This window comes from Rothia terrae (assembly GCF_014705925.2).
In the GTDB taxonomy this organism is placed as follows: domain Bacteria; phylum Actinomycetota; class Actinomycetes; order Actinomycetales; family Micrococcaceae; genus Rothia; species Rothia terrae.
This window is the reverse complement of record NZ_CP061539.1, coordinates 1,603,469-1,625,115: the sequence shown is the minus strand read 5'-3', so window position 1 is coordinate 1,625,115 and position 21,647 is coordinate 1,603,469. Positions and strand designations below refer to the sequence as shown.

20 protein-coding genes are annotated in these 21,647 nt (G+C 53.3%); 15 read left to right on the top strand and 5 right to left on the bottom strand.

Annotation, left to right across the window (positions count from 1 at the left end; translation table 11 throughout):
- Position 1 precedes the first annotated feature (1 nt).
- From IDM49_RS07520 to IDM49_RS07475, 10 genes are all read left to right on the top strand, one after another.
- Complete coding sequence (locus IDM49_RS07520) at positions 2-775, top strand: polyphenol oxidase family protein (RefSeq protein WP_190724056.1); 774 nt, start codon at positions 2-4, stop codon at positions 773-775.
- Positions 772-1,575 carry a YggS family pyridoxal phosphate-dependent enzyme gene (locus tag IDM49_RS07515; protein WP_190724055.1) on the top strand — a complete coding sequence of 268 codons (804 nt, stop codon included), beginning with the start codon at positions 772-774 and terminating at the stop codon, positions 1,573-1,575. Before IDM49_RS07520 ends, IDM49_RS07515 begins: the two co-directional genes overlap by 4 nt.
- Before the next feature lie 85 nt (positions 1,576-1,660).
- Complete coding sequence (locus IDM49_RS07510; RefSeq protein WP_168615564.1) at positions 1,661-2,287, top strand: cell division protein SepF; 627 nt, start codon at positions 1,661-1,663, stop codon at positions 2,285-2,287.
- A gap of 8 nt (positions 2,288-2,295) precedes the next feature.
- Positions 2,296-2,595, top strand: coding sequence for a YggT family protein (locus IDM49_RS07505; protein ID WP_190724054.1), 300 nt, complete (start codon positions 2,296-2,298; stop codon positions 2,593-2,595).
- 358 nt (positions 2,596-2,953) lie between these two features.
- Positions 2,954-3,610: a DivIVA domain-containing protein gene (locus tag IDM49_RS07500; RefSeq protein WP_190724053.1), complete on the top strand. Its 657-nt coding sequence runs from the start codon at positions 2,954-2,956 to the stop codon at positions 3,608-3,610.
- Between the two features lie 113 nt (positions 3,611-3,723).
- Positions 3,724-4,317, top strand: a complete 594-nt coding sequence (lspA, locus tag IDM49_RS07495; RefSeq protein WP_190724052.1) for a signal peptidase II — start codon at positions 3,724-3,726, stop codon at positions 4,315-4,317.
- Between the two features lie 3 nt (positions 4,318-4,320).
- Positions 4,321-5,271, top strand: coding sequence for an RluA family pseudouridine synthase (locus IDM49_RS07490; RefSeq protein WP_190724051.1), 951 nt, complete (start codon positions 4,321-4,323; stop codon positions 5,269-5,271).
- Positions 5,272-5,314: 43 nt separating this feature from the next.
- A complete protein-coding gene (gene dnaE / locus IDM49_RS07485) occupies positions 5,315-8,854 on the top strand; it encodes a DNA polymerase III subunit alpha (RefSeq protein WP_190724050.1) in 3,540 nt (1,179 codons plus the stop codon).
- A gap of 425 nt (positions 8,855-9,279) precedes the next feature.
- A complete protein-coding gene (locus IDM49_RS07480) occupies positions 9,280-9,510 on the top strand; it encodes a hypothetical protein (protein ID WP_193836645.1) in 231 nt (76 codons plus the stop codon).
- Positions 9,511-9,522: 12 nt separating this feature from the next.
- On the top strand, positions 9,523-9,795 hold the full coding sequence (locus tag IDM49_RS07475; protein WP_190724048.1) for a hypothetical protein: 273 nt from the start codon (positions 9,523-9,525) through the stop codon (positions 9,793-9,795).
- Positions 9,796-9,886: 91 nt separating this feature from the next.
- On the opposite strand, the gene IDM49_RS07470 is transcribed toward IDM49_RS07475, so the two are convergent.
- Entirely contained in the window at positions 9,887-10,405 is a 519-nt protein-coding gene (locus IDM49_RS07470; protein ID WP_168615572.1) for a ferritin, read from the bottom strand.
- Positions 10,406-10,553: 148 nt separating this feature from the next.
- Between IDM49_RS07470 and hisD the strand changes: the two genes are divergently transcribed.
- The gene (gene hisD, locus IDM49_RS07465) at positions 10,554-11,894 is read left to right on the top strand and encodes a histidinol dehydrogenase (RefSeq protein ID WP_190724047.1); all 1,341 of its coding nucleotides are present in this window, start codon (positions 10,554-10,556) and stop codon (positions 11,892-11,894) included.
- Positions 11,895-11,937: 43 nt separating this feature from the next.
- A complete protein-coding gene (gene nrdR / locus IDM49_RS07460) occupies positions 11,938-12,414 on the top strand; it encodes a transcriptional regulator NrdR (RefSeq protein WP_168615053.1) in 477 nt (158 codons plus the stop codon).
- A gap of 116 nt (positions 12,415-12,530) precedes the next feature.
- Here the strand turns inward: nrdR and ppgK are convergent, their stop codons facing one another.
- Positions 12,531-13,358: a polyphosphate--glucose phosphotransferase gene (gene ppgK / locus IDM49_RS07455; RefSeq protein WP_168615052.1), complete on the bottom strand. Its 828-nt coding sequence runs from the start codon at positions 13,356-13,358 to the stop codon at positions 12,531-12,533.
- Between the two features lie 40 nt (positions 13,359-13,398).
- Positions 13,399-14,298, bottom strand: coding sequence for a type I methionyl aminopeptidase (gene map, locus IDM49_RS07450; RefSeq protein WP_168615051.1), 900 nt, complete (start codon positions 14,296-14,298; stop codon positions 13,399-13,401).
- Between the two features lie 197 nt (positions 14,299-14,495).
- Here map and IDM49_RS07445 point away from each other — a divergent pair, with 197 nt between their 5' ends.
- Positions 14,496-14,687, top strand: a complete 192-nt coding sequence (locus IDM49_RS07445) for an SPOR domain-containing protein (RefSeq protein WP_168615050.1) — start codon at positions 14,496-14,498, stop codon at positions 14,685-14,687.
- Between the two features lie 48 nt (positions 14,688-14,735).
- Here IDM49_RS07445 and panB read toward each other — a convergent pair whose 3' ends face one another.
- Positions 14,736-15,638: a 3-methyl-2-oxobutanoate hydroxymethyltransferase gene (gene panB / locus IDM49_RS07440; protein ID WP_190724046.1), complete on the bottom strand. Its 903-nt coding sequence runs from the start codon at positions 15,636-15,638 to the stop codon at positions 14,736-14,738.
- Between the two features lie 251 nt (positions 15,639-15,889).
- On the opposite strand from panB, the gene glnA reads away from it, so the two are divergent.
- Both glnA and IDM49_RS07430 read left to right on the top strand, forming a co-directional pair.
- Positions 15,890-17,230: a type I glutamate--ammonia ligase gene (gene glnA / locus IDM49_RS07435; protein ID WP_190724045.1), complete on the top strand. Its 1,341-nt coding sequence runs from the start codon at positions 15,890-15,892 to the stop codon at positions 17,228-17,230.
- A gap of 115 nt (positions 17,231-17,345) precedes the next feature.
- Positions 17,346-20,507 (top strand): bifunctional [glutamine synthetase] adenylyltransferase/[glutamine synthetase]-adenylyl-L-tyrosine phosphorylase, encoded by a 3,162-nt coding sequence (locus IDM49_RS07430; protein WP_190724044.1) that lies wholly within the window; start codon positions 17,346-17,348, stop codon positions 20,505-20,507.
- 65 nt (positions 20,508-20,572) lie between these two features.
- On the opposite strand, the gene budA is transcribed toward IDM49_RS07430, so the two are convergent.
- Positions 20,573-21,325, bottom strand: coding sequence for an acetolactate decarboxylase (budA, locus tag IDM49_RS07425; RefSeq protein WP_168615046.1), 753 nt, complete (start codon positions 21,323-21,325; stop codon positions 20,573-20,575).
- Positions 21,326-21,647: the final 322 nt, after the last annotated feature.

The following is a 21,647-nucleotide window of genomic DNA, read 5'->3' as shown; positions in this document are numbered from 1 at the left end:
GGTGAGCACTTTATTTGCCCAAGAAAAAGTGACCTTGGGCGAGCATCGAGTGTGTGTTGGTTTTACTTCGGTAGATACCGGAAATCTCGGCTTGCACGTGGGTGATAATGCACGTGCAGTGCAGATGTCCAGGGTCTTGCTTGATCGAGAGCTGGGGCTGATGGAGGGGTCTGTCGCCTACCTCAACCAGGTGCATGGAATCCACGTGGCTACCGATAAGGAGCTGGAGCCAGTTACTCGTCGAGATGCGGCAGAGAAGTCGGGTGCTGAGTTGCTGGAAACCGCACCTGTTGCCGATGCTGCCATCAGTGAGAACGCTCGCGCTTTGGCTGTGATGGTGGCAGATTGTGTACCGCTTGTTTTTTGTGCATCTCGACAAGAGGGCTTTCCTCTGATGGCTGTGGCTCACGCTGGACGACGTGGGTTGCTGGACGGTGTTATTCAACAAACCTTGGCGTCCTTAGAAGCAAAGGGCGCTACTGGCATCCAGGTATGGGTTGGGCCTTCAATCTGCGGTAAATGCTATGAGGTGCCATCAGCTATGCATGATGAGTCTGTTGCGCAGCACCCTGAGCTTGATTCTGAGACGAGCTGGGGTACTCCTGCGCTTGATCTACCTGCAGCAGCTGTTGCTATTGCCAGCCGGCATCACCTTGTAGCTCGCGTGAGTACAGAGTTCAACGCTTGCACCTTTGAAAATAAGAATTTGTTTTCGCACAGACGCGGCGCACCCCACGGCCGAATTGCTGGAGTAATTTGGAAGGAAGAACAATGAATGAACGTGTAGAGGAGCTTCGGGCTCGTCTTGAGAAAGTTCAGGACGCTATTGCTGAGGCATCCACTGATTATTCTGCTGTTCGGAACGAAACCTCTCGCGATGTTGAGCTCATGGTTGTGACCAAGTTTTTTCCCGCATCCGATGTGAAAAAACTCTATTCGATCGGCGTGCGCCATGTCGGTGAAAACCGAGATCAAGAAGCATCTGTCAAGGCACGTGATCTAGATTCGCTCACCTTGAACAATGAGAGTCCTTTGCGCTGGTCTTTCATTGGTCAGTTGCAAACAAACAAAGCAAAGTCAGTGGTGCGCTACGCAACGGACGTGCATTCCGTGGATCGTCCTTCGCTGGCTAAGGCATTGGCGAAGGCTTACACTAACCAGCTCAACCGCTATGAGGCAGAAGAAGATTCTGCTCCGTTGGCGCACAGCTTGGGCGGGTTGAAGTGCTTTGTGCAGGTGAGCCTTGATGAGGACGCTGCTGCAACAGCAGGTCAAGCTGCTGAAGGAAAGCGCGGCGGAAGCGACGCTGATGCTGCTCTTGAGATTGCGCAACTTCTTGAAGAGCTACCGGGGTTGAGTTGCGCGGGCGTGATGGGTGTTCCTCCGCTGGGTGGAGACCCTGACCAGGCCTTTGAACGTCTTTATGGTATTTCATCGCGTCTTCGCGAACAGTTTCCACACGCAGATCAGATTTCAGCAGGAATGAGTGGCGACATGGAATCTGCAATCCGCTGGGGATCCACCATCGTTCGTGTGGGGTCGCAGATTATGGGACCGCGTCCGCTGGTACAGTAGAACATATCGGTAGGAGCGTAGTTTTCAGCAAGTTCCAATCCAATAGATTTATTATTGATAAAAATGCTCAGTATAAGGAGAGACGATGGCTCGAACCCTGCAGCAGGCTATGGCATACCTTGGACTCGCTGAACCAGGTGAGCCCGTGCCTAATCAGCCGCGTAAAGCACCTGCTCATCAGGAAGAATATTACAGCGACGATGATTTGGACTTCCCTCGCGAAGAGTTCTTTGAGGACTACACTACTACGACAGTTGAGCCCGTAGAAGAAGAGCCAGAGGTCGAAGAAGAGTCAGATTTTAATGAGGTTTTTGAATCTACTCCTATTGCTGAGCGTCCTCAACCTTCTACCTCTGGCAGTAGAGCAGCTCGCGCCGTCCGCCCTCTTGAAACCCACTACGAAAGCGAAGAAGAATTGCGCCGTATTACCACTATTCACCCCCGTTCGTACAATGATGCAAAAATTATCGGTGAATCATTCCGTGAGAATATTCCCGTCATCATGAACGTGACAGATATGGGTGAGGGAGAAGCTAAGCGCTTGGTTGATTTCTCAGCTGGCTTGGCGTTCGCTCTTCACGGTTCCATTGAGCGTGTGACAGACAAGGTCTTTTTGTTGACCCCCGCTAACCTCGAGGTGTTAGGTGCGGAAGGTGCTGATATTCCTCTTTCTGTAGATGAGGATTCAAACCACCTCTTCAACCAGGCATAGGTTGTTGAATGGGATACGTTTTTGCGCTGTTAACAATCGCTGTGTATCTCTTTTACATAGCTCTCATTTTGCGCTTGGTCTTTGACTGGGTGCAGATGTTCTCGCGTTATTGGAAGCCGAAGGGCGTTGTGCTGGTGGTGGCGTCGGCTGTTTATGCCGTTACTGACCCTCCGATGAATGCGTTGCGACGCCTGATTCCTCCTTTGCGTCTTGGCGCTGTTGGCCTGGATGTCGGCTTCCTTATTCTTGTGATTGCGGTTGGTTTTGCTCAGACGATCTTGCGTGGAATTACTGCGGGACTTTCATAGTCTTTAATTTGTTTGAGCTTTAAGTATAAAATTTTTCTCTTTTGGTAGCTTTGTGGGCTGTTTAGGGGATAGAATTTTAGTACTTCACCAACGCTATGACGCTGAGCATTTCATAAAGCGAACGCATGGATTGGTGGGCGTTGTATCGTAATGATGTGTTTCATTTCAAATTCTGTGTGTAGACACTAATAACGATAAAGATTTCCTTTGAAAATAAATCTGCACGGGTTTTCTGGCGGGTTTGGGGTTGTCGAGCGCTCAAAAGATTGTAGAATCTTATTCCGTTAGAGATGTTTTGGGGTAACATCTGACCGTTTTATCCAAAACGGTTGTATTCAAATTATGAGGTGATTCACTCGTGGCTCTTACGCCAGAAAACGTGATCAACAAGGGGTTCAAATTCACGAAGTACACCAAGGGCTACTCCATGGAGGAAGTCGATGACTTTCTTGATGAGGTAGTGGTTGAGTTTCGCCGGTTGAATGCTGAAAACGCTTCACTCAAGCGGCAGCTCGAAGAAGCTGAGAATCAGCTGTCTCAGGCTAGTGCCTCTGAAAATGAAGTGCTTGAGGCAGAGGTGGTTGAAGATTCAACGCCTGTTAACGCTTCTGAAACCGTTGTTCAGAACACTGAGTCTGTAGTTGCGGAGCCTGAAGTTGCACCTGTTTCTACAGCGCAACCTGATAACGCAACCTCTTTGCTTGCTATGGCTCAGAAGGTGCACGACGAATACGTTGCTGCTGGCAAGGCAGAAAAAGAACGTATGATTGGTGAGGCTCGAAAAGAAGCAAACACTATGCTTTCTGATGCTCGCACCGAGCGTAATCGTATGTTGGCTGATTTGGATCAGACCAAGAAGCAGCTTGAGAATTCTGTTGATAGCTTACGCACCTTTGAAAAGCAGTACCGTCAGGGTCTGCGTGAATTCATGGAAGCGAATTTGAAAGAACTGAATTCGACGCCGAATATCGAAGCTCAGAAAGTGAGTACTTCGCAAGTGGCTGACGCTGTTTAGGCGTATAAAACTTATTGAAAGTGGTGGGTAAGACAGTACAGGTCTTGCCCACCATTTTTATGTGTGATGAGTGTGCCGTCTGAGGTCATAGGTCTCAGTGGTAGCTCGCGTGTATGCTTGATAAGTTATTCGGTTTCGCGAAAGGGTTGCGTGAGGTGAACGCAGGACAGGATGTTGTTCGTACCGGTCGTATAGTGAGTTCTCGTTCTAAGTGGGGTCTCGCTATCGTTCTCTTTGTGCTGGTCTACATGATCGATCAGGGATCTAAATGGTTGGTCGAACACGCGATGACACTGGGGCAAAGGATTGAAGTTATTCCCGGTGTTTTTCGTTGGTTTTACATTCTGAATCCTGGCGCCGCCTTCTCGTTCGGGGAAGGTCATACCTGGGTTTTTACGGTGATTCAGGCGGTCGCGGCAGTAATAGTTGTGACGGCATTGATGCGGGCTCGTTCGCTGTGGTGGGTCGTATCTCTTGCCTGCCTGCTGGGCGGCATTTTAGGGAACCTCACGGATCGTTTATTCCGCGCACCTGGATTTGCGATTGGGCATGTCGTTGACTTTATCTCCGTGGGCAATTTCGCTATTTTCAATATTGCAGATAGCGCTATTTGCCTTGCGATGGCAGCAATCATCATCATGACAGTTGCGGGACTTAAGCTCGATGGAACCTTTGAAAAATCTGCATCAACCAGCGAGGAGAAATAACTAGTGAGTAACCGTATTACCCAGCGTCTGACTGTGGACCCTGATAATGCAGGGACGCGCTTGGACGCCTTCGTAGCGTCCTCACTGGATGTGCCGCGTGGCGTTGCTGCTGACTGGGCCAAAGATAGCCAGATTAAGATTGAGCGAGCCGGTAAACCGGTTAAGAGTACAAAATCTGCCAAGGTTGCTGAAGGCGACACCGTGGTGGTGGATGCGCCTGCGCCGCGGGATATCACCGATGTGCAGCCAGAATACGTTGATGGCTTTTCTATCGTGTACCAAGACGATGACATCGTGGTCGTCGATAAGCCTGCCGGTGTGGCGGCGCATCCATCGCAAGGCTGGCACGGCCCCACCGTAGTGGGGGTATTACTCGGGGCAGGAATCACGGTTTCTACTTCTGGAGCCGCTGAACGCCAGGGTATCGTGCACCGCTTGGACGTTGGAACCTCCGGGCTCATGGTGGTTGCCAAAAATGAGAACTCGTACTCCGAACTCAAGCGTGCCTTCAAAGAACGCACCGTTGAGAAGGTCTATCATGCCCTCGTACAGGGAATCCCCGATCCTCTCAAAGGCACGATCGATGCGCCGATCGGACGCCACCCCGGCTACGAATGGAAGTTCGCGGTTATTGAGGGTGGACGCGACTCCGTAACGCACTACGAGGTCATTGAGGCGTTCGGACCGGCTTCGTTAGTTGAGGTTCACCTTGAGACAGGACGAACCCACCAGATTCGCGTCCATTTCTCTGCCCTCAAGCATCCGTGCGCAGGCGACCTAACCTACGGGTCAGATCCGTCCATGAGTGCGAACCTCGGTCTCACTCGCCAGTGGTTGCACGCTCACAAACTAGGCTTTACACACCCGGGCACGGGGGAGTACGTTGAGTTTGAATCACCGTACCCGCAAGACCTGGAATACGCTGTAGAAACTCTGCGCAACGGCGACTTCTAAACACTTTGATTGACTATAACTTCACGAGAAACAGGGGAATGCAGTGAGCGGCAAAGGCTTTACCCACCTTCACGTACACACCGAGTACTCGATGCTCGATGGGGCAGCACGTCTAACTGACCTCTTCGACCACACCAAAGAACTCGGCATGAACTCTTTGGCGACCACTGACCACGGCTTTCTCTTTGGTGCTTTTGATTTCTGGAACAAGGCAAAACAAGCAGACGTGAAGCCTATTATTGGTGTTGAAGCCTATGTCACTCCCGGTACTGCTCGTCAGGACCGCTCTCGAGTGAAGTTTGCTGACGGTGGTCGTGATGACGTCTCAGGCGGCGGTGCTTACACCCATATGACCCTGTGGGCAGAAAACACGCAGGGTATGCATAACCTGTTCCGCGCATCCTCCCTGGCATCGCTTGAAGGTCACTTTTATAAGCCGCGTATGGACCGCGACCTGCTTCAGACCTACGGTAAAGGTCTGATTGCAACCACGGGGTGTCCCTCTGGCGAAGTTCAAACCCGTTTGCGACTGGGACAGTATAAAGAAGCTGTGCAGGCAGCCAGCGACTTCCGCGATATTTTCGGTAAAGAAAACTATTACTGCGAAATCATGGATCACGGTCTTACCATTGAGAAGAACGTGATGAACGATCTCATCAAGCTCTCCAAAGAGCTGAATCTTCCACTGGTTGCCACCAACGACCTTCACTACACCCATGCGGAGGACGCGAAAGCCCACGCAGCTCTACTGTGCGTGCAGTCCGGTTCAACACTGCAGGACCCCAAGCGATTCAAATTCGATGCCGATGATTTCTACTTGAAATCCCCGGAAGAAATGCGTCATCTCTTCCGTGATTTCCCAGAAGCCTGCGATAACACCCTAGAAATCGCTGAGCGTTGCAACGTCGAATTCAACACCAAAGCGAACTACATGCCGCGTTTCCCCGTGCCCGAGGGCGAAAACGAGGAATCCTGGTTCGTTAAAGAAGTTGAAAAAGGCCTACACTACAGATTCCCCAACGGAGTTCCCGATGAGGTGCGCAAACAGGCCGAATACGAAGTCGGCATCATCTCTCAGATGGGCTTTCCCGGATACTTCCTTGTGGTCGCGGACTTCATCAACTGGGCAAAGAGTCAGGGTATTCGCGTAGGTCCCGGACGCGGCTCCGGTGCGGGTTCCATGGTGGCGTACGCTATGCGTATTACCGACCTCAACCCTCTTGAACACGACCTCATCTTTGAGCGATTCCTCAACCCCGACCGCGTCTCCATGCCCGACTTCGACGTCGACTTCGATGATCGCCGCCGTTCTGAAGTGATTCACTACGTGACCGAGAAGTACGGCGAAGACAAGGTAGCGATGATCGTTACCTATGGCACCATTAAAGCGAAGCAGGCGCTGAAAGACTCCTCTCGCGTCCTCGGCTACCCCTTCTCAACCGGTGAACGCCTGACCAAGGCGATGCCCGAAGACATTATGGGTAAGAACATCGCGCTCGCCAATGTCTACAACCCCGATGATAAGCGTTACGGGGACGCCGGTGATTTGCGTGAACTGATTGAGACCGACCCCGATTCCGCCAAGGTTTTTGAGACCGCTAAAGGCTTGGAAGGTCTGAAACGTCAGTGGGGCGTGCACGCGGCAGGCGTTATTATGTCGAGCCACGACCTCATCGATGTGATTCCTATTATGCGCCGAGAGCAAGACGGCCAGGTCATCACTCAGTTCGATTACCCCACGTGTGAAGGTCTTGGCCTGATCAAGATGGACTTCTTGGGTCTGCGAAACCTCACCATCATTTCGGATGCTCTTGAGAACATCAAGATGAACCGAAACGAAGAGATCGACCTTGAGACGCTTGAGATTGATGACGCCGAGTCGTACAAGCTCCTAGCGCGCGGCGATACTCTGGGCGTATTCCAGCTCGATGGTGGTCCCATGCGTCAGCTCCTTAAGCTCATGCAGCCCGATCACTTTGAGCACATTTCGGCGGTTTTGGCACTGTATCGTCCCGGCCCCATGGGTGCTAACTCGCACACCAACTACGCTTTGCGTAAGAACGGACTGCAGGAAGTCACGCCTATTCACCCTGAGCTCGAAGAGCCGCTGGCAGAAATCCTAGATACCACCTACGGCCTGATCGTGTATCAGGAGCAGGTAATGGCAATCGCTCAGAAGGTCGCTGGTTACTCGTTGGGCGAGGCGGATATTTTGCGCCGTGCAATGGGTAAGAAGAAGAAAGCGGAGCTGGATAAACAGTACGCAACCTTCCACCAGGGCATGCTCGATAACGGTTTCTCAGAAGGTGCTGTCAAGGCTCTATGGGACATTCTGCTGCCCTTCTCTGACTACGCGTTCAACAAGGCACACACCGCGGCGTACGGTTTGGTCTCTTACTGGACCGCCTACCTGAAGGCTCACTATCCGCAGGAGTACATGGCAGCACTGCTCACCTCAGTGGGCGATGATAAAGACAAGCTCGCGCTGTACCTTAACGAGTGCCGTCACATGAAGATCACGGTGCTCCCGCCCGACGTCAACGAATCAGCGCTGAACTTCACTCCTGTAGGTAAAGATATTCGCTTTGGCATGGGCGCTATTCGTAACGTCGGCGCAAACGTTGTGACAGCAATGGTCGAAACCCGTGAGGAAAAGGGACGCTTTGAGTCTTTCCACGACTTCTTGAAGAAAGTCCCTGCGGTCGTCTGCAATAAGCGCACCGTGGACTCACTCATTAAGGCTGGTGCTTTCGATGATCTTGGGCACTCGCGTCGTCCGCTGTCGATGATTCACGAAGAAGCTATTGATGCAACCGTCTCGGTCAAGCGTCAAGAAGCTGCTGGCCAGTTCGACCTCTTTGGCGATATGGGAATGGGCGGCGATGATCCCTCCGACGATCTCATGATTGCAATCCCGGATGTTCCCGAGTGGGAGAAGAAAGACAAGCTCAACTTTGAGCGCGAAATGCTCGGGCTTTACGTCTCTGACCACCCTCTGCGTGGCTTAGAGGAGCAGCTGGATGCGCTGTCGGACGCGTCTGTACAGTCGCTGTTGGATGAGGACTCTACGCGCGGTGATGGCTCGATTGTGACTGTTGCAGGCATGATTACCTCTGTATCGCGTCGTATCGCTAAAGCTAGCGGTAACCCGTACGCGCGTATTGAACTTGAAGATCGTACCGGTTCGATTGAAATCATGTTCTTCGGTAAGGTCTACGGTCCGTATTCCAACGCGCTCGTCGAAGATCAGATTTGTACGATTAAGGGACGCCTGCAGCGTCGCGACGATGGCTCTGTGACGATCTCTGCTCAGGAGATGCAGATTCCTGAGATTTCAGCTGACGGCAAGGCAGGGCCGGTCACGATCTTTATCCCTGAGTATAAGGCCACGCAGGATTCAATTACTGCGCTTCGCGATGTGCTGGAGAACCACCGCGGTGAGTCAGAGGTGCGCATTATGCTCTCAACTCGCACTAAGAAGGTGCACATGCGCATACCGCCGAACCTTCGGGTGACGCCTAATCCCAACCTCTTCGGCGATCTAAAGGTGCTCTTTGGGCCAACCTGTTTGGACGCCGCATAGACCATCGAAGTACACTCAAGCCCCGCATCCGCAGTCTTTGCTGATGCGGGGCTTTTGCATGCCTGGTCTTCTCCGGGAGGGGACGAAACCCTCTTCGTAAAGGACGCTCTGGAAGCAATCGCAGGGTTGCTAGTTCTTACGTGTAAACTCCGTAGAAGATGAGAGAACTCTGAGTCTTATAATCTCTAACTTAACATTTGGGTAACTTCATAGCTGGTGCTGCGTGAATGTATCTGCGGGGTAGTTGGGTGCTGGAAAGAATATCCCGGGTGACTAGAAGCTTTGATGGCTATCAGCCCTAGATTCTTCAGTGAACCCCGCAGAAGGCAACGTAATAAGGTTGTTTTATAACTAACAGTTTTAAAAGCTCTTCCTACAATGAAAGTAATTCATCACATTACATTCATAGTTTCATGGGAGAAATGATGACTACGTCTACCAGCTCGTACGCGGCCAACTCCACTGCACAGACCAGCGGTTGGAAGCGCCTTGTCACTTTGGATTACCTGAATCACGAAAATATGCGAAGCTTCGGTCTTCTGATTTTGTGTCTGGGAACCTTGGCGATTTTCCTTCACGACTGGCATAAACTTCACGGCTACCAGGGGATCGTGAAATTCTTGGGAACAGCTCCAGTAGGTGAGCTGGCTCCATAGTTCTTCGGTTTCTTGGTTGTTGCAGGGCAGTTGCTTTTGGGCATTGCTCTGGCTCTTGGAATTTTCACTCGCTGGTCTGGCCTCTGGCTGGCCTGCATGTTTGCTTTCATCATTCTCGCTGTCAATATTCCCACTAATGGTTTGATCAGCGAGCAGGGCGGCTTGAGCTTTGAACCGGCGCTCTTCTATTTTGTTCCCGGCGTGGTTCTTTTCTTCACCGGAGCCGGTAAGTTCTCGCTCGAGTATCTGCTGGTAGGACGCCATCGTCACAGCACCATCGACTAACGAGGCAAAACACTGAACCACTACGAAAAGAGGGGTTCGGTACATCGGGTAGATGTACCGAACCCCTCAATCTTTGAGTGAATAAAACCATTTACTCGCCGGGTGCGTCCAGCGCGGGCTGGCGAGATGCTAGGTCACGGTCTAGGCGCAAGAGACCTGAGCCGTCGTTACCGATCATCTTGAGATGCGCAAGAATCTCTGAGACGGTAGCTTCTTCCTCAATCTGTTCTTCAACAAACCAGTTGAGCAGAGGGCGTGATTCAAGATCACCAGCCGCATCGCTTTCTCGGTACAAATCGCGGATGGACGCTGAAACCTTCTGCTCGTGGGCAAGGGCTGCTTCGAACATCTCAACGGGGGTAAGACCGGTCTTTACATTGTGCTCAGCAATAGCGCCGATATTGGCATGGTTACCGCGGTCTGAGAGGAACTTGATGAACTTGAGAGCGTGTTCAGTTTCTTCTTCAGCCTGAGCGTTGAACCAGGCTGAAATGCCGGGAAGGTCCTGCTCATCGGCTTCAATAGCCAGCTGACGGTAAACAAGTGATGACTCAAATTCGAGAGTGATCTGAGCTTGGAACTGTTTTTCTAAATCGTTATTAATCTGCATATCTAAAAATGTAGCGGGCTAAGGCTCTCTTGTCACCATTGGTTAGGCTTAGTTTAGCCGTGAAGATGAGCCTCAGCGAGCTGTTTAGCTTTTTCACTTTGTGAAACTGGCAGTCGTTTAGCCAAACACTTGCGGCTACACTATCTGCATGAGCAATCAGCAGTTATCACACGTTAACCTTCGTACCATCAATCTGCGCGGAACACAGCACAGCTATAGCGAGTTGCGCTCACTTGTGCCCCGTCAGACCGCTGAATTTGTGGGAAGCGCTCAGCATACGGTGAATGAGATTATCTCTACAGTGCGTGAGCGTGGGGCTGAATATCTGCGTGAATTGTCCACTCGATTTGATGGTGTAGAACAGGGGGCCTTGCGTGTTCCTCAGCAGGCTATCGATGACGCGGTTGCTCAGCTTGATCCCGAGGTCCGCCGCGGACTGGAGACAGCTATTGAGCGCACTCGAGCATTTGCGGCAGCGCAGCGTCCCGAAGACGCTCGTATTGAGGTTGCCCCCGGCGCTTATCTGGTGAATCGTTGGACGCCGGTTCGACGCGTCGGACTGTATGTTCCCGGTGGTCTGGCGGTGTACCCCTCATCGGTGGTTATGAACACGGTTCCTGCCCAGGCTGCCGGTGTAGAATCCATCGTTTTGTGCACCCCTCCTCAGAAAGAGTTTGGGGGACTGCCGCATCCTACTATTTTGGGAGCGGCTGGACTTTTGGGCATTACCGAAGTGTGGGCTATTGGTGGTGCTCAAGCGTTGGCCGCGATGGCGTATGGAATCGACGACGCCGGCGACCACCTTGAGAGCGTCGATACCATTACCGGACCGGGCAATATTTTTGTAGCGCTTGCCAAACGAGCTCTCCAGGGCACAGTGGGTATAGACGGTCAGGCTGGCACCACTGAGATTGCGGTTATTGCTGATGAAGAAGCAAATCCGGTCTACGTGGCTGCTGACCTGATTTCTCAGGCGGAACACGACCCAAACGCTGGGTCTGTGCTGATCACGCACTCAGAAGATACGGCAAAGAACGTCCGAGAAGAAATCAACAAACAAGTGAGTATTACCAAGCACGCTGAACGCGTCCAAACAGCATTGCAGGGGGAGCAGTCCGGGATTATCCTGACTGATTCCATAGAGCACTCTATTCAGGTGGCGAATGCCTACGCCGCCGAACACCTTGAGATTCATACGCGTAACGCGGCCCATGTGGCTTCAGAAATTCGAAACGCCGGGGCTATCTTCATTGGACCGTACTCGCCTGTGCCATTGGGGGATTACGCTGCCGGATCAAACCACGTACTACCCACTGCCGGAACAGCTGCCTTCGCATCCGGTCTCAACACCACCACTTTCATGAAAATCGTGCAACTCATTGAATATAGCCAAGACGCGTTGGCTGAGATTGGGGAAGACATCGTTGCCCTATCGCAGGCTGAAGACCTTCCTGCCCACGGAGAAGCAATTACCGCGCGAAATCGTTAGAATAGGGACACAGACACATCAATTGTTCTAAGGAAACTCTTTAGTGTTTTGCCCTTACTGCCGCCATAGCGACTCACGCGTGGTTGATTCCCGCACCACCGAAGACGGCGCTGCGATTCGTCGCCGTCGTCAATGCACCGAGTGCGGACGCCGCTTTACCACAGTTGAAACCACGTCGGTCGCGGTGATTAAACGTTCGGGTGTCACTGAACCGTTTAACCGCGAGAAGATTATCAACGGTGTGCGCAAAGCCTGCCAAGGACGCCCGGTAGGGGAGGACGATCTTGCTAAGCTCGCTCAGGAGGTCGAAGAGATTATCCGCGCAAAGGGGCTTGCTGAGATTGACGCTCATGAAGTCGGTTTGACCATCCTTGATCCGCTGTCACGACTCGATACCGTTGCATATCTGCGTTTTGCGAGTGTTTATCAGGCCTTTGACTCTCTGCAAGACTTCGAAAACGCTATCGAAAAACTTCGAGCAACTGGCGAAGCCGGACCCGAACAAACCACCCTGCTCTAGTAGGTAGATGACTAAAACCTCAAAGTTTATATTGAAAGAGCCGGTCGGTGCTGATGCAGTACCGACCGGCTCTTTTTCATCTGCCTCTAGCTGGTAGCAGAGACAGAACCCAGAACTTATTGGGTGTGCCCGGCTGCCCACACAGCCGCGCCCACAATACCCGCGTTATTGCGCAACTGCGCCATCACAATCGGAGTGCGCACATCTTCTTCAAAGTAGGGCAAGAACTTCTCGGGATTCTTCGATACACCACCACCGATAATGAACAGGTCGGGGGTAAAGAGTATCTCAACGTGCGTGAAGTAGCGACGAAGACGCTTACCGTACTTCTTCCACGAAATCTCGTCGCGTTCGCGAGCGCGAGCTGATGCCTTGCTTTCGGCATCGACACCGTCGATTTCGAGGTGACCGAGCTCGGTGTTGGGAATGAGCTGGCCGTTCATGATCAGCGCAGAACCGATACCCGTACCCAGCGTAATAACAGCAATCAGGCCAGCTTTATCGCGTCCTTGGCCGTACAGTGCCTCTGCAAGACCTGCAGCATCGGCGTCGTTGAGCGCGTGGACGGGGCGGCCATTGAGCGCGGCGCTCATGATGCCCTCAAGGTCAGCGCCAATCCAAGACTCATCGACGTTAGCAGCTGAGAGAGTCTTACCGTTTTTCACTACAGCGGGAAAGTCAATGCCTACTGCCGAATCGGGTGCCGGAGCCAGCTCGCGGGACTGTAGCTCGTCAACGATTTCGCGCACTACTTTTGCGCAGTTCTCAGGTGTTGCGGGCTGCGGGGTAGGAATGCGGAAGCGGTCGGAGACCAGGTTGCCGGTGCGGGTGTCAACAATGCCCCCTTTCATTCCGGTGCCGCCGATATCGATACCGATGGCAAGATCGGCAGCGGTGGGCGCAGGAATTTCTGCTGAGATGGTTTCGACAGCGGTTTCAGTCATGAGTCATCAGACCTTTCTGTGTATGGGTGGAAAAAGAGAACTAGGGCAGGGTGAGAACGTCAACACCATCGGCGGTGACTACCATGGTGTGCTCAAACTGGGCTGAACGCTTGCGATCGCGGGTGACAACTGTCCAGTCGTCATCCCACATATCCCATTCGATGCCGCCGAGGGTAAGCATGGGTTCGATGGTGAAAATCATGCCTTCTTCGATAACGGTGTCGTAGGCCGGTGCCGCGTCGTAGTGAGGAATAATCAGGCCGGAGTGGAACTCGCGTCCAACGCCGTGACCGGTGAAGTCTCGAACGACGCCGTAGCCAAAGCGTGCGGCGTACTTTTCGATGACGCGACCGATCACGTTAATCTGGCGTCCGGGCTTAACAGCTTTCATGGCGCGGTTCAGGGCTTCTTCGGTGCGTTCAACGAGTAAACGTGATTCTTCGTCTACCTCGCCCACGAGCAAGGTGCGGTTGGTGTCGCCGTGCATACCGTTTTTGTAGGCGGTGACGTCGAGGTTGAGGATATCGCCTTCTTCAAGCACGGTGCTATCGGGAATGCCGTGGCAAATGACCTCGTTGAGTGAGGTGCACACAGATTTGGTGAAACCGCGGTAATCAACGGTTGAGGGGTAGGCACCGTGATCACAAATGTACTCGTGTACTAGAACGTCAATGTCGTTGGTGGTGGTGCCGGGTACAGCAATTTTTTCGGCTTCGACAATCGCACCGGCAGCAATTTTGCCTGCGACGCGTACCAGCTCTACTTCTTCGGCATTGTAGAAGTTTGAGAGGACGCCCTCGGTAGGGTTCTGCTTGCCCACGTATTCGGGGCGAACAATGTTCGAGGGCACCGAGCGCTGCGGTGCAACTGTACCTGCAACGAGCGCTCCGACGGGGGCCTTATTGGGTTCTGCTGGAAGATTATGCGAGGTCTTAGACATACAGTCAATGGTAGTCGCTCAGGCCGGCAGTTCGCAGGTTCTCAGCTGCCATGCTGGTTTCAAACTGTGTATCTTTTGCCACCGTGAATTGTCTCTAGGTTCGGGAAAGTTATACATCTTACCGGGAATGAGCTAGGGTAAGAACCAGTGAAACGTCGCACAAAAATGACGTCTCAGAGCATGAAAAGGATGGCATCATGAGTAATACTCCCGGTGTAAGCCAGCCCGAATTCTGGTACAACCTTGAAACCGGCCAGGTTGAAGAAGGCCAGCAGTCAGCAGTGACTAAGCTGTGGGGCCCCTTTGCTACCCGTGAAGAGGCTGCCAACGCGATGGCCAAGGCACAGGATCGCAATGAATCCTGGGACAACGACGGTTGGAACAACTAAAACAATAAAAGGCTGGGTTGCACAGTTGAGTGCGACCCAGCCTTTTCTTTACCCTTCGAAACCGTGTTCAGGTGCCGGGTATGCTCCCGAACGAATATCGTTGCGGTAGGCGGATGCGGCGTCCTTCATGATGTGATGGAGGTTAGCGTACTGCTTGACGAAGCGCGCCATCTTGCCAGAACGCAATCCCATCATGTCCTGCCAGACCAATACGTGACCGGTCGCGTCGGCACCTGCACCGATGCTCACGGTAGGCACCGGGCCAAGTGCTTTATTGACTGCCGAACCAGTAGCGTTGGTTGACATCTCCATCAGCACACAAAAAGCCCCCGCCTCAGCTAGCGTCACAGCGTCTTCAACAACTTTTGCGGATGCGTCGCCGCGTCCTTGAATTCTAAAACCGCCCAGTGCGTGCTCTGACTGAGGGGTAAAACCGATATGAGCCATCACCGGAATACCCGCGTTTACCACCGCACGAACATGCTCGGCGTAGTAGGCTGAGCCTTCCATCTTGACCGCGTGAGCTCCGCCTTCTTTCATCAGACGAATAGCGCTTTCAACGGCTTGCTCGGGGGAGACCTGGTAAGAACCAAAGGGCATATCTGCCACAACGAGAGCACGCTGTGCAGCTGATGACACAGCGGCCACCAGCGGAATCATCTGATCCAGGGTGATGGTCAAGGTTGACTCGTGACCGAGAACATTGTTGCCCGCAGAATCGCCAATCAACAAAACCTCAATACCGGCCTCATCAAAAATTGTGGCGGTGAGCGCATCGTAGCAAGTCAGCATTGCAAATTTCTCGCCGCGAGCCTTGGCCTCAGCCAGGTGCACGGTGCGGATTTTCTTAATGCCATCAAGGTAGGTGCTGTCAGAAGGTGAAAAGCCGCCGGCGGTCTGCGGTGTACCGCCGTAAGGCGCTGTAGTTTCTGCTGATTGTTCATTGCTCATACAACCAATTTTACTGTGCGACACGTACTGACTCGAACCTGTCACCTGCGTAAGCATTACCACGCCGGGGTATACGGACACGAGAAGCTTCAAAATTTACACGCTCGTAACCGTCATTCAGCGGAAAAGGTATGGTCGGTGATCCTCTACCTGGCGTGCAGATAATAAAGTAAAGGTAAGAACGCGTGGCTACAGCATCCTCACAGCGCTGAGCCACCACAACAAAATTTTCCTCTGATAAAGGAGTGGCAATGGATCGCCAGCAAGAATTTGTTCTGCGCACCATCGAAGAAAGGGACGTGCGTTTTGTGCGTCTGTGGTTCACGGACGTTGTGGGAACGCTGAAGTCTGTCGCCCTTGCACCGGCTGAGGTTGAAGCTGCTTTCCTTGAGGGACTGGGCTTTGACGGATCATCCATTGAAGGCCTATCACGCATTTACGAATCAGATATGCTGTTGCAGCCGGATCCCTCCACTTTCCAGATCTTGCCCTGGCGCGGTACCGAAGAACCGACTTCTCGCATGTACTGCGACATTCTCACCCCAGATGGTGAGCCAAGTGCCTCAGACACCCGCGGCGTTCTCAAGCGTACTTTGCAAAAGGCCTCCGGTATGGGATTCACCTGCTACACCTCACCAGAGATTGAGTTTTACCTGCTCAAGTCGAATAAGGTAGGGCCAGCCGGTGTGCCCGAGCCCGTGGATTTCGGCGGCTACTTTGACCACACCCCAGGTGGTGTTGTGCAGGACTTCCGTCGTCGTGCTGTCTCAACCCTTGAAGAAGTCGGTATCTCAGTAGAATTCTCACACCACGAAACCGGTCCGGGACAAAACGAAATCGACTTGCGCCACGCAGATGCACTTCAGACCGCCGACAACATTCAGACCTTCCGCACCGTGGTCAAAGAGGTAGCGATTTCTCAAGGTATCTACGCAACCTTCATGCCCAAGCCTTTCACCGAGCACGCCGGCTCAGGTATGCATACCCACTTCTCGCTCTTTGAAGGTGACACGAACGCGTTCTTCGAAGCCGGCTCGGAATACCAGCTCTCAAAGACCGCGCGTCACTTTATCGCGGGCGTCCTCAAACACGCCCCGGAATTCACCTCTGTCACTAACCAGTACATCAACTCATACAAACGTTTGTGGGGCGGCGGCGAGGCACCGAGCTACCTCTCATGGGGCCACAATAACCGCTCAGCACTGGTTCGCGTACCGCTGTATAAGCCCAACAAGATGCAGTCAGCACGCATTGAATACCGAGGCATTGACTCAGCCGCAAACCCCTACCTCGCCTACGCCGTTATTCTGGCAGCCGGTCTCAAGGGCATCGAAGAAGAATACCCCCTGTCACCTGCAGAATCAGAAGATATTGCGGCCATGACGTCCTCAGAGCGACGCGCACTGGGATACTCGGCACTACCGTCTTCACTTGATGAAGCAATCCGCATCACTGAGGACTCAGAATTCATGGCTGAAATACTGGGTGAGCAGGTCTTTGAACAGTTCTTGCGTAACAAGCGCGATAACTGGAAAGAATACCGTGCACAGGTAACACCGTACGAGCTCCACAAGGATCTCGGAATCCTATAGGCCGAACACGCGATGGCGTCGGCCTTTTATCGGCGCCATCGTGAACGTCAAGTTCGGTCTCATTCTCTAACCTTTCTACAGCGCACAGACCACTACAGCCAAGGAAAAGACACCAGTGAGTCAAACAGCAGGGGCTGAAGACCCCAAAGCCGAACAGAAACTTCTCTCAGCCATGCTCAGCGCAGGGTTCATCGAACCGAAAAAAGCGCGTCGCTGGTTGGACGCCCCTGAACTGGCGCAAGCTCATAGGGACGCGTTGCTTGAAGGGCTTCGTCGGTCAGCATCACCCGATATGGCGTTACCTTCCTTGGTGCGCGTTCTCGAAAAATCTCCTCAACTCATCAGCGAGGTAAACAAAGGCGCCGATGCTGAGGCGCTGTACCGCGTCCTAGGCGCTTCGCAGGCACTTGGCGACTTCTTTATTCGCAGACCGGAACACGCTGAAGTGCTCACGGGGCAAGGAACCTTCAACCAGCTCAAAGAGTTCCCTGCATCGTTGCTAGCTGAGACCGACGATGAGCAACTAATGCCCATCGCACCCTTAGATACGCTCTACCGTGCAGAAATACTCAAAGCCATTGGCGCAGATCCGAAAGCGGGCCAGCCTATAGCCACGATGACGGGCAAGGACGCTTACATCGCTCTGCGTGCAACCTACCGCAGGTTCTTAGCTGAACTTGCAGCGCAGGACTTGATGGATCCCGACCCCGTGGGGTTCATGCCCACCGTCGGACGCTACCTGGCAGATCTCGCAGCGGCCGCCATCGAAGGTGCGCTCGCCATTGCTCGAGCCGAGGTCGCCTCAACCACCAGCACTCCCGAGGAAGTAGCTGCCGTCCAACTGGCTGTCATAGGCATGGGAAAGTGTGGCGCACGAGAACTCAACTACATTTCAGATGTAGACGTAGTCTACGCCGTGGGACACACCCCACTCAGCGAGCTTCCTGAAAACGCAGAGAAGCTAACCGACAATGACCTGGCGCGCATCGGCACAGAACTCGTACAGGCACTGAGTAAAGCCATCATGGCACCTGCCCCAGAACCTGCACTCTGGGAAGTCGACGCCAACCTGCGCCCTGAAGGAAAAGACGGCGCACTTGTACGCACTATAGAGTCTTACGCCACCTACTACAAACGCTGGGCAGAAAACTGGGAATTCCAGGCCCTGCTCAAAGCCCGGCCCATCGCGGGCTCAGCGGAACTCGGTGCCCAGTGGGCCCGCGCCATGAGCAACTTTGTCTGGGAATCCGCCTCACGCGAAGGATTCGTCGAATCCGTGCAGGCAATGCGCGCCCGCGTCACCGATAACATCCCGGCAGCAGAAGTCGACCGTCAGATTAAGCTGGGACCCGGCGGTCTGCGCGATGTCGAGTTCACCGTACAACTCCTCCAGCTAGTGCACGGCCGCACCGAACCCAGCGTCCGCACCAAAACCACCACCGATTCGCTAATTGCGCTCGCCAAATCCAGCTTCATTGGGCGAAACGATGCGCAACAGTTCCTCCTCGACTACAAGAAGTTACGCACCCTAGAACACCGCATCCAGCTTCTCTATTTGCGTCGTACGCACCTCATGCCATCCAAGGAAAACGAGCAACGCATTCTTGCTCGCTCCTATATGGCCCCTTCGCAGTGCGGTAGTTACACCGCTGTGCAAATGCTCAAGGACTGGCAGAAAATTAAGCGTTCTGTGCGCACTTTGCACGAACGTCTTTTCTTCCGCCCGCTTCTTGCTGCTGTGGCTCACCTGTCAAAAGACGATGTTGCTCTGTCTGAAGAATCGGCACGCGATCGTCTGGCGGCGCTTGGGTACAAGGACCCCAAGGGCGCTATTCGTCATATTCAGGCACTGACCAAAGGCATTCAGCGCAGTGCAGAAATTCAGCGCACCCTCATGCCTGTGCTTTTAGGCTGGTTTGCGCAAGGCGTAGACCCGGACGCGGGTCTACTGGGCTTCCGCCGTATCTCTGAGTCTCTAGGATCAACGCCCTGGTACCTGCGGATGCTGCGCGATTCCACCGCAGCTGCCGAACGCCTGTGCATGATTTTGGCATCCTCACGATTTATCACGGACCTCATTGAGGTTGAGCCAGAAGCTATCGCCTGGCTTGATCGCGACTCAGATTTGCGCCCCAAAGACGCTGAACAACTGTGGGCTGAAGCCGAGGCCCAGATTCAGCGCCACAGCGACTCAGCGCAAGCCATGCGTCGCATCCGCCTGATTCGCCGACGCGAAACCCTTCGCATCGCAATGGGCGAGGCCTCACAGGTACTTGAACTCGACCAAATCATGCGCGGTCTTTCAAACATCGACCAAGTGGTGGTCAACGCGGCTCTCACCATCGCCCAGCGCGATATGTTCAATGAGGGAGGCATCGAGCAATTGACCGACGTGGCCGTGATCGCGATGGGCCGTCAGGGCGGACAAGAAATTGTCTATGGCTCAGACGCTGACGTCATGTACGTTCACGTTCCGCGCGAAGGAGCAGATGACCGCGAGGCACAAAAGCAAGCGATCGATCTGATTACCGTCATGACCCAGTTACTCAAACACGCCACAAAGCCGGCGCTTCGCGCAGAACGCGTGCTAGAAATTGATGCTGACTTGCGCCCCGAGGGACGCTCCGGACCCATGGTGCGCTCGCTGGAATCATACCGTGAATACTATGAGCGCTGGGCTGACACTTGGGAATTCCAGGCTTTGTTGCGTGCCCGTCCGTTTGCCGGTTCTACCGACGTTCAAGATGCGTTTATTAAGCTCATCAATAACTTCCGTTACCCCAAGGATTTCGCGCTGTCGCAGGTGATTGAAATTCGCCGGATGAAGGCTCGAGTTGAGAATGAGAGACTTCCGCGCGGTGCAGACCGCACGCGTCAGTTGAAGTTAGGACGCGGTGGGCTCAGCGATGTTGAATGGATTGTTCAGTTGATTCAGCTGTGCGATGCGTACAAAGAGCCAACCCTTCAAACCACGAGCACCCTGGGCGCTTTGCACGCTGCTCATGAGGCAGAGATTGTAAGTGCTGAGGATGCCGCGGCCTTGCAAAGTGCTTGGAAGCTAGCGACCAAGATTCGTGCCGGAAATATCTTGCGTACCGGACGCGCGTCCGACACCCTTTCCAGTGCTGGCGCTGACCTTGAGGCTATCGCTCGCTGGTGCGGTTATGGACCCGGAAAAGCCCGCGACCTTGAGGAAGACTATCTGCGTATTACTCGGCGTGCTCGCACCGTTTATGAGCGGTTGTTCTTTGATGCCGATTTGTTATCAGAAGAATAAGTTGCTGTTATAGCATAATGCCCCGGCTCAGTGATGAGTCGGGGCATTTTGGTGTGTGCAAACGGCTATGCGTGCTTTTCTGCCTTGGTAATCTGATCGGCTAGGTCTTCGGGAGAGAGGTTCGCCCCAGAGAATTCGCTGGTAAGTGGCAGGTGCAAACGTAAGTCGGTACCCAGGCAAATTTCTACGTAAGCGTTATCTAGCTTGAAGTCGATGACGTGACCACCCTTTTCATGGTCATCATCAATAAAGTGAGCGTGGCAGCCTGGAACGCCGATACCCTGCTCATAGATGGGGGTGCGGAAGCCCACGATGGTGCCGCGGACGTTGTCGAACTGGACGATGTCATCATTTTCGGTTGCCTCTACCATCTTGGGGTAGGGCTTGGTTTGCTTCTGCACGGTACGGGTGCGTACCCACTCAAAGTCACCAACAATTTTGAGTGCGTACATATAGTTCTTTGACACCGTGAAGTCATCGAGCACCTGCGATGCGGACTTTCGAATGATGTTGTTGGGCAGACCGCGGCGGATAGTGGGCACAAAGTTCATGACAACAGCAAAGGGTGTCTGCTGGTCAAGGCCGGCGGGCACAACGGTGCCGTCGTGGCGCATCTGGTAGCAGTTGCCATCCAGTACAATCATTTCGCCGTCGAGACCGTTGAAGGTTCCCACACCAAAGTTGCCGTGACCGAGCAGTTCGCCGATGCTCATCTCACCGTCATAGATACCGTCCAGCAACTGCGACATGAGACCGGTCTGAAATACCTCGTTGCGGTAGACGGTTTCGCCGTTGAGCTTTTTGGGAGAGTAAGCCACTGAATGCTCCTTAGTTCATGATGTTGCTCCACAGATATCTGATAATAGATGCTCCGTGTAATCTGTTCTTGAACTTTACGTTACTCTTCTTTCGGTCTGAGGGAGAGGGATATATCGGGTGATGTAAATCGCTGTGATGCAATCGATGAGGATTGTTGTCAAAGGGGGAGTCCGGCGGCAAACGCCGCGGTTCTCAAACTGGTGGGATGCGAGTACGAATCACCTAGTGAGCGTAGCGAACCTGGGGGAGAAGGATTGTTTGTAGTTGCTGTACTCGCACGGTACATTCAGGCCTGACTAAAGAAGCTTAAGGAAAAACTTT

Excerpts from the sequence above, each read along its gene's own strand:
- IDM49_RS07470 (WP_168615572.1), bottom strand. The coding sequence starts at position 10,405 with ATGCAGATTAATAACGATTTAGAAAAACAGTTCCAAGCTCAGATCACT.
- IDM49_RS07480 (WP_193836645.1), top strand. The coding sequence starts at position 9,280 with ATGACTACGTCTACCAGCTCGTACGCGGCCAACTCCACTGCACAGACC.
- glnA (WP_190724045.1), top strand. The coding sequence starts at position 15,890 with ATGGATCGCCAGCAAGAATTTGTTCTGCGCACCATCGAAGAAAGGGAC.
- map (WP_168615051.1), bottom strand. The coding sequence starts at position 14,298 with ATGTCTAAGACCTCGCATAATCTTCCAGCAGAACCCAATAAGGCCCCC.
- IDM49_RS07510 (WP_168615564.1), top strand. The coding sequence starts at position 1,661 with ATGGCTCGAACCCTGCAGCAGGCTATGGCATACCTTGGACTCGCTGAA.
- IDM49_RS07515 (WP_190724055.1), top strand. The coding sequence starts at position 772 with ATGAATGAACGTGTAGAGGAGCTTCGGGCTCGTCTTGAGAAAGTTCAG.
- panB (WP_190724046.1), bottom strand. The coding sequence starts at position 15,638 with ATGAGCAATGAACAATCAGCAGAAACTACAGCGCCTTACGGCGGTACA.
- lspA (WP_190724052.1), top strand. The coding sequence starts at position 3,724 with ATGCTTGATAAGTTATTCGGTTTCGCGAAAGGGTTGCGTGAGGTGAAC.
- hisD (WP_190724047.1), top strand. The coding sequence starts at position 10,554 with ATGAGCAATCAGCAGTTATCACACGTTAACCTTCGTACCATCAATCTG.
- ppgK (WP_168615052.1), bottom strand. The coding sequence starts at position 13,358 with ATGACTGAAACCGCTGTCGAAACCATCTCAGCAGAAATTCCTGCGCCC.
- IDM49_RS07505 (WP_190724054.1), top strand. The coding sequence starts at position 2,296 with ATGGGATACGTTTTTGCGCTGTTAACAATCGCTGTGTATCTCTTTTAC.
- IDM49_RS07445 (WP_168615050.1), top strand. The coding sequence starts at position 14,496 with ATGAGTAATACTCCCGGTGTAAGCCAGCCCGAATTCTGGTACAACCTT.